This window comes from Streptomyces sp. NBC_00829, assembly GCF_045161795.1.
Classification (GTDB): domain Bacteria; phylum Actinomycetota; class Actinomycetes; order Streptomycetales; family Streptomycetaceae; genus Streptomyces.
Genome location: NZ_CP108867.1, coordinates 3,489,378 through 3,502,001 on the forward strand (window position 1 = coordinate 3,489,378; position 12,624 = coordinate 3,502,001).

Sequence of the window (12,624 nt, forward strand, 5' to 3'; positions counted from 1 at the left end):
TGTGCACGAACAACACGGGGGTGGGGAGATGCCACCGCTGCGCAGCACCGGTCAGTTCCCGGAAGCGGAACAGCCGGAATATGCCGGGCAGTACCGGCTAGAGGCATGCCTCGGCACCGGCGGCATGGGCGTTGTCCATCTGGCCGCCTCTGCCTCGGGGCTACGTCTCGCCGTCAAGGTCATCCATGCCGCCCACGCCTCGGACCCCGAGTTCAGAGCCCGGTTCCGGCAGGAGGTCGCGGCTGCCCGCAGGGTGAGCGGCGCGTTCACCGCGCCAGTCGTGGACGCCGACCCGGACGCCGAACGGCCATGGATGGCCACCCTCTTCATCGAGGGTCCGACCCTTGCCGAGCGGGTGAAGCGGAACGGACCGCTCGGCTCGCAGGAGTTGCGCAAGGCGGGCGCGGGACTGGCGGAGGCGCTGCGTGACATCCATCGCGCCGGCGTGGTGCACCGCGATCTCAAGCCGAGCAATGTCCTTCTCGCGCCCGACGGGCCCAAAGTCATCGACTTCGGCATCTCCCGTCCCTCGGACAGCGATCTGCGTACGGAGACGGGCAAGCTGATCGGTACTCCGCCGTTCATGGCGCCCGAGCAGTTCCAGCGCCCGCGCGAAGTCGGGCCTGCGGCGGATGTGTTCGCGCTGGGCTCGGTGCTGGTGCACGCGGCGACCGGGCGCGGACCGTTCGACTCGGACAGCCCGTACATCGTGGCGTACCAAGTGGTCCACAACGAACCGGACTTGGCCGGCGTGCCCACGGATCTGGTGCCGCTGTTCCTGCGCTGCCTCGCCAAGGATCCGGACGAGCGGCCCACGCCGTACGAACTGATGGTGGCGCTGCGCGAGTCCTCGCCGTCGTCCGCGTACGACACCCAGGCCTACATACCGGCGGAGCGGACACCGGACCCGCGCGGGGACCTGCCGCGACCGCCCGGCACCATACCGCGGCCGAAGCTGAGCCGCACGGCGCGATGGGCGGGCGCTGCGCTCGCGCTGCTGGTCACGGCCGGAATCACGATCGCGGTGACGGCGACGGACGGCGACCGTGCAAGCAGGTCGCCCGGCGTACCGCACGCGCAGAAGGAATTCGACGGCTGGAGCGTGCGGCTGCGCGGCGGAACCGCCGAGAACAGGACGCCGGTCTGCGCGGACGCGGTCTCCGGGCTGTACTGCACCGCGCCGGGGATCAAGGCGGCCCGTCTCGACCCCGCCGACGGGAAGATCCTCTGGTCGAAGACGTCAGGCGACAGCGGGGCACAGACCGACGAGGGCCTGGCGCCGGTGGTGGCCGGAGGGCTGCTTCAGGTGGTGGCGCCCGGCGGGAGCAGACTGGAGGCGCTCGACCCCGCGACCGGGGCGGTCCGCTGGGGCCTCGACATCTCTGCGTACGCCTCGGTCCGGCGAACGGGTGACATGGTGCTGCTGGTCGCTGGCAACGGCCGGGTGCGGGCCGTCGACGCCGCGACGGGCAAGGAGCGCTGGACCCGTCAGCGGGGACGCCTCGCCCAGTGGCTCACCTCCCCGGGCGGCAGTGGGCCCGCGGTGGCCGCGACGACCTCCGCCGACGGCACGTCGACGCTGGTCTCCGCGGTCGATCCGGCCAACGGCGACCTGCTGTGGGAGAAGCGCGTCAAGGGCTCACTGAGTCCGGTACGGCTGGCGGGCGGATCGGTGTATCTGCTCTCCGCCGACCGGGACGGCTTCACCGACGCTGTCGTACGGATCGACACCACGGGCGGCAAGCGCACCGTGCGCCGTATCCCGCTGTCGGCGCCGCTGGACCAGGCGCAGGCGACGGTGGCCGGCGAGACGGTCTATCTCAGCGGCTCGGGCGGCTCGCTCCTCGCGCTCGACACGAGCGGGGCGAAGGCCGCCCAACTGTGGCGGCTGGAAACATCGGTCACCCATCTCTCGCGGCCGACAGCGGATGCCCGTGCGGTGTACGTGACGGCCGGGGACGGGCGGCTGCTGGCGGTGGACGCGGTGCGCGGGGTGCTCACCGGTCAGACGAAGCCGCGTATGGACGACGGGCGTTACACCTACGCGTCCCTGCTGCCCGCGCCGTTGGCGGTGGGCGGGAAGGTGTACGGGACGGCGCCGGACGGGTCGGTCTTCGCCCTGAACGGGAAGGATCCGGGGAACTGGTGAGGGCTCCTCGGCCCGGCTTCCGCAAGCCCGGCCGCGCCCCGGGCTCCCGCGCCTCGCGGCCCGCCGGGGCCGCGAGGCGGGCTGCCCTCGCCTTGAACGCCGACGGGGCCGAAGGCGCCATGCCCCTTCAGCCCCGTCGTGGCCGCGTTCAGCCCCGTCGTGGTCGCGTCGGTCAGCCGAGCTGCGAGACGTCCCTGACCGCGCCCTTGTCCGCGCTCGTCGCCATCGCCGCGTAGGCCCGCAGCGCCGCCGAGACCTTGCGGTCGCGGTTCTTCGGCGCGTAGAGACCGTTCAGCGCCTTCCGGCGGGCGGCCAGGTCCTCCTCGGACACGAGGAGCTCGATCGAACGGTTCGGGATGTCGATATGGATGCGGTCGCCGTCCTCGACGAGGGCGATGGTCCCTCCCGAGGCCGCCTCCGGCGAGGCATGGCCGATGGAGAGGCCGGAGGTACCGCCGGAGAAGCGGCCGTCCGTGACCAGCGCACAGGCCTTGCCGAGACCGCGGCCCTTCAGGAACGACGTCGGGTAGAGCATCTCCTGCATCCCGGGGCCGCCCTTGGGGCCCTCGTAGCGGATGACGACGACGTCGCCCTCCTTGATCTCCTTGCGGAGGATCTTGTCGACGGCCTCGTCCTGCGACTCGCAGACGACGGCCGGGCCTTCGAAGGTCCAGATCGACTCGTCGACGCCCGCGGTCTTCACGACACAGCCGTCGGCCGCGAGATTGCCCTTGAGGACGGCGAGCCCGCCGTCCTTGGAGTACGCGTGCGCCACATCGCGGATGCAGCCGCCGGCCGCGTCCACGTCCAGCGACTCCCAGCGCTCGGACTGCGAGAAGGCGGTCGCGGACCGCACGCAGCCGGGCGCCGCGTGCCACAGCTCGACGGCCTCGTCGGACGGCGAACCGCCGCGCACGTCCCAGGCCTCCAGCCAGTCCTTGATGCTGCGCGAGTGGACGGTGTGGACGTCCTCGTTGAGCATGCCGCCGCGGTAGAGCTCACCGAGGATGGCGGGGATGCCGCCGGCGCGGTGCACGTCCTCCATGTAGTACGTGCCGCCGGGGGCGACGTTCGGCGCCACCTTGGCCAGGCAGGGCACCCGGCGCGAGACGGCGTCGATGTCCTTCAGGTCGTAGTCGAGCCCGGCCTCCTGGGCGGCGGCGAGCAGGTGAAGGATCGTGTTGGTCGAGCCGCCCATGGCGATGTCGAGGGCCATGGCGTTGTCGAAGGCCGCGCGGGTGGCGATGTTGCGCGGCAGGACGGAATCGTCGTCCTCGTAGTAGTAGCGCCGGGTGATGTCGACGACCGTGCGCGCGGCGTTCTCGTACAGCGCCTTGCGGGCGGTGTGGGTGGCGAGCACGGAGCCGTTGCCCGGCAGGGAGAGGCCGATGGCCTCGGTCAGGCAGTTCATGGAGTTGGCGGTGAACATGCCCGAGCAGGAGCCGCAGGTCGGGCAGGCGTTCTCCTCGATCCGCAGGACGTCCTCGTCCGAGACGTTCTCGTTGACCGCGTCCACGATGGCGTTGATCAGGTCGAGCTTGCGGACCGTTCCGTCGACGAGCGTGGCCTGGCCGGCCTCCATCGGGCCGCCGGAGACGAAGACGACCGGGATGTTGAGGCGCAGGGCGGCCATCAGCATGCCCGGGGTGATCTTGTCGCAGTTGGAGATGCAGATCAGCGCGTCGGCGCAGTGCGCCTCGACCATGTACTCGACCGAGTCGGCGATCAGATCGCGGGAGGGCAGGCTGTAGAGCATGCCGGCGTGGCCCATGGCGATGCCGTCGTCGACCGCGATCGTGTTGAACTCACGGGGCACGGCGCCCGCCGCCAGGATCGCCTCGGAGACGATCCGGCCGACCGGGGCCAGGTGCGTGTGTCCGGGCACGAACTCCGTGAAGGAGTTGGCGACGGCGATGATCGGCTTGCCGATGTCCGAGCTCGCTACGCCCGAGGCCCGCATAAGGGCGCGGGCGCCCGCCATGTTCCGGCCGTGGGTGACAGTGCGGGACCTCAGATCGGGCATCGTCGCTCGCTCCTCGATTGGGGTAGGACTCCCATCGAGCGTACGCCGCGCCTCCAAGATCTGGACGCTTCGTCCGCTATGCGGGACGCGGGGCCCACGCTTCGGTCAGGGCGGAGGCGCGGCGGGCGGACCGGCTGACGCCTGCGGCCGGACCGGGGGCGGCCCAGCTCACGCCTCGGTCAGATACCGCTGGAGCGTCGGGGCCACCATCCGCACGATCTCCTCGGGGTCCGCCGAGGCGAGCGGCTCCACCTTGATCACATATCGCAGGATCGCGATGCCGATCATGTGCGACGCGGCGAGCTCCGCGCGGAACTTCGGATCCGGCACGTCGATCTCCCCCGAGATCCGCTCCAGCAGCCGCCGCAGCACGAAGCCGCGCAGCACCTTCGCCGCCGCCTCATGGGTGAGCGCCGACCGGACGATGGCCAGCAGCGGCCCCCGGGTCGCCGGGTTCTCCCACACCCCGATGAAGTACCGGGCGAGCCGCTCGCCGATGCCGTCCGTGCCCTGTCCCAGGATCGCCGGGACGACCAGGGCCGGCTCGAAGGAGACCTCGATGGCGGCCGCGAAGACCTCTTCCTTCGTACCGAAGTAGTGGTGCACCAGAGCCGGGTCGACGGCCGCCGCCTTGGCGATGCCTCGGACGGTCGTCTTGTCGTAGCCGCGCTCGGCGAACTCCGTACGGGCGGCCTCCAGGATCCGCTCGCGGGCACCGGGACCGCTCTCGGCCTCCGTACGGGCCGGGCGTCCGCGCCGCCGCGGAGCCGCCGCGCCGGTCATGACCCGCGCACCCGCGACGAGGTCGCCGACGCGAGGTGCAGCCGGGTGAAGGCGAGCGCCTCGGCGAGGTCGGCCTCGCGCTCTGCCGCGGACATCGCCCGCCGGGTATTGACCTCGATCACGACATGGCCGTCGAAGCCGGAGAGCGCGAGGCGCTCCAGCAGCTCGGCGCAGGGCTGGTTGCCGCGCCCGGGGACCAGATGCTCGTCCTTCGCGGACCCCTTGCCGTCGGCGAGGTGCACATGGCCGAGCCGGTCGCCCATACGGTCGACCATCGCCATCGTGTCGACACGGGAGGTCGCGGTGTGCGAGAGGTCGACCGTGAAGTGCCGGTAGTCCTCTTTGGTGACGTCCCAGTCGGGGGCGTACGCGAGCATCTCGCGGTCCCGGTAGCGCCAGGGGTACATGTTCTCGACCGCGAAGCGGACGCCCGTCTCGTGGGCCATCCGCCAGATGCCGCTGACGAAGTCCCGGGCGTACTGCCGCTGCCAGCGGAAGGGCGGGTGCACGACGACGGTCGAGGCGCCCAGCTTCTCGGCCGCGGCCTGCGCGCGCTGGAGCTTGGCCCAGGGGTCGGTGGACCAAACCCGCTGGGTGATCAGCAGACAGGGCGCGTGGACGGCGTGGATCGGCACCTGGTGGTAGTCGGAGAGACGGCGCAGGGCCTCGATGTCCTGGCTGACGGGATCGGTCCAGACCATGACCTCGACGCCGTCGTATCCCAGGCGTGCGGCGATCTCGAAGGCCGTCGCCGTGGACTCCGGATAGACGGAAGCCGTTGACAGGACAACCTTCGCATCCGGGATACGCACCACTGGTTCTGCCACGGGAGACAGGGTACGGGCCCGCACTAGGAGGCCGGGAGGTGGTCCAGGCGACGCAGAATGACCCCCTCGCGCAGGGCCCAGGGGCAAATTTCGAGAACCTGCGCCCCGAACAGATCCATCGAAGCCTCCGCGACCAGCGCTCCTGCCAGCAGTTGGCGGGCGCGGCCCTCCGAGACGCCGGGAAGGGTGCTGCGCTGCTCGACGGTCATCCCGGCGAGCTTGGGCACCCACTCGTGGAGCGATTTGAGACTCAGTTCACGCTGGACGTACAGCCCGGCGTCGGAGCGGGCGGCACCCGCGATACGGGCCAGCTGCCGGAAGGTCTTGGACGTCGCCACGATGTGGTCCGGCTTGCCGAACCGGCTGAACTCGCCCACCGTACGGGCGATTTCGGCCCGCACACGGCGGCGCAGGGCCTTCACGTCGTGGGGGTCGGGCGGGTCGCCGGGCAGCAGTCCTGCCGTCAGCCGGCCCGCGCCGAGCGGCAGCGACACGGCCTTGTCCGGCTCCTCGTCGATGCCGTACGCGATCTCCAGCGAGCCGCCGCCGATGTCCAGGACCAGCAGTTTGCCCGCGGACCAGCCGAACCAGCGGCGCGCGGCCAGAAAGGTGAGCCGGGCCTCCTCCTCGCCGGTCAGCACCTGCAGATCCACGCCGGTCTCCTGCTTGACCCGGGCGAGCACCTCGTCGGCGTTGCTCGCCTCCCGCACGGCGGAGGTCGCGAACGGCAGCACCTGCTCGCAGCCCTGGTCCTCGGCCGCCTGGACGGCTCCGCCAATCGTCTCGATCAGACGGTCGATACCCGCGAGGCCGATGGCTCCCTCGCCGTCGAGAAGTTCGGCGAGCCGAAGCTCCGCCTTGTACGAATGGGCGGGAAGCGGACGCGCGCCGGGGTGGGCATCCACCGCCAGCAGGTGCACTGTGTTCGAACCGACGTCGAGGACTCCGAGTCTCATGGACCGAACGCTACTGCGATCGCGGCATACGCTTGTCCTGTGCCAAAGACGAAAAAGGCGAAAGCGGGCAAAGCCAAGCCCCCGAAGCAGCTCAAGCGCGACGAGCTCACGCGCGATGAGCTGAAGCGCGACGAGAAGGGGCTGGACTTCGCGCGGGCGTGGGTGGAGTTCCCGGACCCCGCCGACGACGAACAGGTCTTCCGCTGCGATCTGACCTGGCTCACCTCCCGCTGGACGTGCATCTTCGGCAGCGGCTGCCAGGGCATCCAGGCGGGCCGCGCGGACGACGGGTGCTGCACGCTGGGCGCGCACTTCTCCGACGAGGACGACGAGAAGCGCGTCGCCGAGCACGTGGCGCGGCTCACGCCCGAGCTGTGGCAGTTCCATGACGTCGGCACGGAGACGGGCTGGGTCCAGCACGACGACGACGGCGAACGTCAGACGCGGCGGTGGGAAGGCTCCTGCATCTTCCAGAACCGTCCGGGTTTCGAGGGCGGGGCGGGCTGCTCGCTGCACATTCTGGCGCTGCGGGAGGGCAAGGAGCCGCTGGAGACGAAGCCGGACGTCTGCTGGCAGCTGCCGGTGCGGCGCACGTACGACTGGATCGAGCGGCCCGACGACACGAAGGTGCTTCAGGTCTCGATCGGGGAGTACGACCGCCGGGGCTGGGGCCCGGGCGGCCACGACCTCCACTGGTGGTGCACGTCGGCGACGTCGGCGCACGGGGCGGGGGAGCCGGTGTATGTGACGTACCGGCCGGAGCTGACGGAGCTGATGGGCAAGGAGGCGTACGACGTGCTGGTGGGGCTGTGCGCGGCGCGCCTGGCGTCCGAGCTTCCGCTGGTGGCGCCGCACCCGGCGGACCCGACGGACGCGACGAAGGGGTAAGGGGGCCGCGTGCCCCTTACCCGGGCGCCGCTCCGGGCCCTGCGCCTTGAATCGCCCGACGGGCTGATCTGCGGCAGCCCGCGCACAGGTCTTCCCGTGCTCCGCCCCGGTTCCGGGGAGGGGCGGGGTGGGGGGACACTCCTCAGCCCGACGGCGACGGCTCACCCGCCGACGGCGGATCCGAAGAGTCCGACCCCGACCCCGACCTTGACCCTGCCCCTGACCCCGGCCCCGGCCCCGGCTCCGTCGAGGGCGAGTCCGCCGGCGAGGGATCAGCGTGCGGCGGAGTCGGCGACGGATCCGTCGGCGCAGTCGTAGGCGTGGACGGCGGGTCCGAGGGCACCGGTGTGGACGATTCCTGTGGCGGATCCGAGGGCGTCGGAGCCGCCCCGTACCCGTCGATCTCCACCACCATCCCCGACGGATCCACGCCCACCCGCGCACTCCACGCCCCCACCGGCTCCCGCCCGTGATCCACCGTGACGTGGAGCGTGACCGATTCCCCCGGCCGCAGTGTCCCGGACGTCCGGCTCACATACAGCCAGGGCGCGTCCGTCCATGCCGACCATGTCACCGGGGAGCCTCCCGAGGCGCGGAGGGTGATGCGCGTCGTGTCGCCGGAAGGTTCCGCCTCGACCGTGATGCGGCCGGGGCCCGGCATGCCCGGGCGGGTCGGCGGGGCGGGGGCGCCGGAGCCGATGACCTCGACCGAGACCTCCCCGGAGCGTGGGGCGGCCGTGAACCGGGGGTCCGCTTCGGCGCGCGCGTTGCCCGCGTTCTCGTAGTGGTCGTACGGCTCACGGCCGATACCGCCGGGCCCGTCCGCCTCGCTCGCGGTGACCGCGGAGCCGTCGTGCCCCTCCCCCGTCACCGGCGCGCCGCGGTACGCCGCCCACAGCGCGAGCGCGGGCGCGGCGACCACCGTTGCCACGACCGTCGTCGTCACGGCGCGCGCCCGCAGCCGGTCGCGTCGGGCGGCGTGGTCCTTGGGGTCCAGCGGAAAGCCGCCGCGGCCGAAGCGCGGTGCGCCCGCCCGGACGCGGGGAACATGCAGCATCGCGACGTACGCCGCCTCCCGCGGCGCGGTGACCAGCGGCAGCGCGGACGGCGTGACGGACGACCCCGGCCACGGCCCGCCCGCACCGGCACGCTCGGCGGCGCGGCGGCAGCGCGGGCAGTCGTCGACGTGACGGACGAGCTCCTGTCGCAGGGCGGCGGAGAGCAGCACCCGGTGGTCTCCGGTCAGGCGTGCGACGGCCGGGCAGTTGCCCGTCTCGACGACCGCGAGCGCGGCCCGGGTGCGCTCGAGCTCGCACGCGGCGGTGGCCAGCAGTTCGCGCGCCGCGGCCACGTCCAGGCTGAGGACGGAGGCGACCTCACGCGGCCCGAGCCCGTGCCGGATCGCCAGTTCGAGCGCTTCTCGCTGTTCGGGCGTGGTGCCGGCCGCCTCGGGCCAGGCCAGCAGCGAGAGTTCGGCGCGACGGCTCTCGGCGGACTGGTCCGCGCCCCCCGGCCTGTTCTCGGAGGCGGGCGCGGGGGCGGGACGCCCGCTGTGCGCCCCCTGCCGCCTGCGCCGCCGCTCGGCCAGCCGGCGCAGGCAGGCCCACCGTGCGAGCGCGTACAGCCAGGCCTTCCGCTCGGACTCGCCGGACGGGCAACGCCCGTGCTGCCGCTCGGCGATGGCGAGCACATCGCCGAGCAGTCCGGTCGCGGCGTCGTGGTCGCACAGGACGGAGAGGCAGTAGGTGAACAGGCCGTCGAGGTACGGCTCGTAGCGCGCCGGCGGCTGCGCGGCGGACGGGCGCGGCGCACGCCGGTGCGCCCGGTGTGCGCCGGTTGTGTGTGTGGGTGGCTCCAGCCTGCTGCTCGTCACGCGGCGACCGTAGGCGGAGAAACACATCCACTTCGTACCTCTTGAACACTTTTAATCCCTACGGGTGAACAGTTCGCTCGAAGGGGGACAGGAATCGTTAATTCCGCCCCTACCGGTCCACCTCACGGCGACGCGTTCCCGGGGCCGGGGCGGTCAACCTGACATGAGCAATGCGATCTCGGGTATGTCCATGTCACTGGACGGCTTCGTCACCGCTCCGGACGGCACCCGCGCCGACCGCGGGCGTGGGCGGCCTACGCCTGCGCCGTTGGGTCCGGGAAACGGCGGGACCGACGCCAAGGGCAAGCGGCCGTTCGACGGCATCGGCCGGCCCGTCGAGCCCGGACGGCTGTGGTCCCTCACGTCCTCGGACGCCATCCACCTGCGCTTCGAGGTCCTGATGCGCCCTGCCGGCGGCCTGACGGACTCTCGCGGCGGGCCCGGAACGGTCCGCCGGGACAGGAGGTGGTCGGCACTGTCAGTGGGCACCGCTACGGTTTCCGCATGGCTGCCCGTACGAAATCCGCGAAGGACCGGCCGTCCTACCGCTGCACCGACTGCGGCTGGACGACCGCCAAGTGGCTCGGCCGCTGCCCGGAGTGCCAGGCCTGGGGCACGGTCGAGGAGTACGGCGCGCCCGCGGTCCGCACCACCGCCGCCGGCCGCGTCTCCACCGCGGCGCTGCCGATCGGCCAGGTCGACGGCCGTCAGGCCACCGCCCGCTCCACCGGGGTGGCGGAGCTCGACCGTGTGCTCGGCGGCGGCCTCGTGCCCGGCGCCGTCGTGCTGCTCGCGGGCGAGCCGGGCGTAGGCAAGTCCACCCTGCTCCTGGACGTCGCCGCGAAGGCCGCGAGCGACGACCACCGCACGCTCTATGTGACGGGCGAGGAGTCCGCGAGCCAGGTCCGCCTGCGCGCCGACCGGATCAATGCCCTGCACGACCACCTCTATCTCGCCGCCGAGACCGATCTCTCCGCGGTCCTCGGCCACTTGGACGCGGTCAAGCCGTCCCTGCTGATCCTCGACTCGGTGCAGACGGTCGCCTCCCCGGAGATCGACGGAGCTCCCGGCGGCATGGCGCAGGTGCGCGAGGTCGCAGGCGCGCTCATCCGCGCCTCCAAGGAGCGGGGCATGTCCACACTCCTGGTCGGCCATGTCACCAAGGACGGCGCGATCGCCGGACCGCGGCTGCTGGAGCACCTGGTGGACGTCGTGCTCTCCTTCGAGGGCGACCGGCATGCCCGCCTCCGGCTTGTACGCGGCGTCAAGAACCGCTACGGCGCGACGGACGAGGTCGGCTGCTTCGAGCTCCACGACGAGGGCATCACCGGCCTGGCGGACCCCTCGGGCCTCTTCCTCACCCGGCGGGCCGAGGCCGTCCCGGGCACCTGCCTGACGGTCACCCTCGAAGGCCGCCGCCCCCTCGTCGCCGAAGTGCAGGCGCTGACCGTCGACTCGCAGATCCCCTCTCCACGGCGCACGACCTCGGGCCTGGAGACGTCCAGGGTCTCGATGATGCTCGCCGTGCTGGAACAGCGCGGCCGGATCACCGCCCTGGGCAAACGCGACATCTACAGCGCGACGGTCGGCGGTGTGAAGCTCTCCGAGCCCGCCGCGGACCTCGCGATCGCGCTCGCCCTGGCCTCGGCCGCAAGCGACACCCCACTGCCCAAGAATCTGGTCGCGATCGGAGAAGTGGGCCTCGCAGGCGAGGTCAGAAGGGTGACGGGTGTCCAGCGCAGGCTCGCCGAGGCACACCGGCTCGGCTTCACACACGCCCTCGTCCCCTCCGATCCCGGCAAGACTCCGGCGGGCATGAAGGTCACGGAAGTGGCCGACATGGGGGACGCACTCCGGGTCCTTCCGCGCGGCCGTTCGAGAGCCTCGGACAGGGGTTCGGAGGGGGCTGCGGCGAAAGAGCGTACCTAGGCCCCACGGGCGGAGGACAGGCGCCGGTAGACTTTGCCCTGGTCTCGCCCATCCGTACGAGCCGGAGGAGTGCAGTGGCAGCCAACGACCGGTCAGCACCCGGAAAGTCCGGCGGAGGCTCCGGCAACGAAGCACTGATCCGCGCCGCCCTGAGCGCGGTCGCTCCCGGCACCGCGCTGCGCGACGGCCTGGAGCGCATTCTCCGCGGCAACACCGGCGGCCTCATCGTCCTCGGCCTGGACAAGACGGTCGAATCGATGTGCACGGGCGGTTTCGTCCTGGACGTGGAATTCGCCGCGACCCGGCTCCGCGAGCTGTGCAAGCTGGACGGCGCGCTCATCCTCGACAAGGACATCGGCAAGATCCACCGGGCCGGTGTGCAGCTGGTCCCGGACGCGTCCATCCCGACCGAGGAGACCGGTACCCGCCACCGCACGGCGGACCGGGTCTCGCGTCAGTGCGGCTTCCCCGTCGTCTCCGTGTCCCAGTCGATGCGGCTGATCGCGCTGTACGTGAACGGGGAGCGCCGGGTCCTGGAGGAGTCGGCCGCGATCCTCTCCCGCGCGAACCAGGCGCTCGCGACCCTTGAGCGGTACAAGCTCCGCCTCGACGAGGTCGCGGGCACGCTCTCCGCGCTGGAGATCGAGGACCTGGTGACGGTCCGGGACGTCACGGCCGTGGCGCAGCGCCTGGAGATGGTGCGCCGGATCGCCACGGAGATCGCCGAGTACGTCGTGGAGTTGGGCACCGACGGCCGCCTTCTCTCCCTCCAGCTCGACGAGCTGATCGCGGGCGTGGAGCCGGAGCGCGAGCTGGTCGTACGGGACTATGTGCCGGAGCCGACCCCCAAGCGGTCCCGGACGGTGGACGAGGCGCTCTCCGAGCTGAACGACCTCACCCACTCCGAGCTTCTCGAACTGCCCATAGTGGCAAGGGCGTTGGGATACAGCGGCTCTCCCGAGACGCTTGACTCCGCGGTCTCGCCGCGGGGCTACCGCCTGCTGGCGAAGGTGCCCAGGCTGCCGGGCGCGATCATCGAGCGGCTGGTCGAGCACTTCGGCGGACTGCAGAAGCTGCTCGCGGCGAGCGTCGACGATCTGCAGACGGTCGACGGTGTGGGCGAGGCACGGGCGCGGAGTGTGCGCGAGGGTCTGTCGAGGCTGGCGGAGTCCTCGATCCTGGAGCGGTACGTCTAG

General features: G+C 71.9%; 9 protein-coding genes. 4 read left to right on the top strand and 5 right to left on the bottom strand.

The annotated features are described in order from the left end of the window. The first annotated feature begins 28 nt into the window (after positions 1–28). Positions 29–2,149: a protein kinase domain-containing protein gene (locus OG293_RS15005; protein WP_405999289.1), complete on the top strand. Its 2,121-nt coding sequence runs from the start codon at positions 29–31 to the stop codon at positions 2,147–2,149. A gap of 172 nt (positions 2,150–2,321) precedes the next feature. Here OG293_RS15005 and ilvD read toward each other — a convergent pair whose 3' ends face one another. The 4 genes from ilvD to OG293_RS15025 all read right to left on the bottom strand — a co-directional run bounded on the left by ilvD (position 2,322) and on the right by OG293_RS15025 (position 6,738). Then, positions 2,322–4,172, bottom strand: coding sequence for a dihydroxy-acid dehydratase (gene ilvD, locus OG293_RS15010; RefSeq protein ID WP_405999290.1), 1,851 nt, complete (start codon positions 4,170–4,172; stop codon positions 2,322–2,324). 168 nt (positions 4,173–4,340) lie between these two features. Beyond that, positions 4,341–4,955 carry a TetR family transcriptional regulator gene (locus OG293_RS15015; protein WP_405999291.1) on the bottom strand — a complete coding sequence of 205 codons (615 nt, stop codon included), beginning with the start codon at positions 4,953–4,955 and terminating at the stop codon, positions 4,341–4,343. After that, positions 4,952–5,782 carry a sugar phosphate isomerase/epimerase family protein gene (locus OG293_RS15020; protein WP_405999292.1) on the bottom strand — a complete coding sequence of 277 codons (831 nt, stop codon included), beginning with the start codon at positions 5,780–5,782 and terminating at the stop codon, positions 4,952–4,954. The genes OG293_RS15015 and OG293_RS15020 overlap by 4 nt, the downstream gene beginning before the upstream one ends. 23 nt (positions 5,783–5,805) lie before the next feature. Next, positions 5,806–6,738: a Ppx/GppA family phosphatase gene (locus OG293_RS15025; protein WP_405999293.1), complete on the bottom strand. Its 933-nt coding sequence runs from the start codon at positions 6,736–6,738 to the stop codon at positions 5,806–5,808. A 39-nt stretch (positions 6,739–6,777) separates the two neighbouring features. On the opposite strand from OG293_RS15025, the gene OG293_RS15030 reads away from it, so the two are divergent. Beyond that, positions 6,778–7,626, top strand: coding sequence for a hypothetical protein (locus OG293_RS15030; protein ID WP_405999294.1), 849 nt, complete (start codon positions 6,778–6,780; stop codon positions 7,624–7,626). 142 nt (positions 7,627–7,768) lie between these two features. Here OG293_RS15030 and OG293_RS15035 read toward each other — a convergent pair whose 3' ends face one another. Further along, on the bottom strand, positions 7,769–9,499 hold the full coding sequence (locus OG293_RS15035) for a BACON domain-containing protein (RefSeq protein WP_405999295.1): 1,731 nt from the start codon (positions 9,497–9,499) through the stop codon (positions 7,769–7,771). A gap of 504 nt (positions 9,500–10,003) precedes the next feature. On the opposite strand from OG293_RS15035, the gene radA reads away from it, so the two are divergent. Next, positions 10,004–11,428, top strand: coding sequence for a DNA repair protein RadA (gene radA / locus OG293_RS15040; protein ID WP_405999296.1), 1,425 nt, complete (start codon positions 10,004–10,006; stop codon positions 11,426–11,428). 74 nt (positions 11,429–11,502) lie between these two features. Further along, positions 11,503–12,624 (top strand): DNA integrity scanning diadenylate cyclase DisA, encoded by a 1,122-nt coding sequence (gene disA, locus OG293_RS15045; protein ID WP_405999297.1) that lies wholly within the window; start codon positions 11,503–11,505, stop codon positions 12,622–12,624.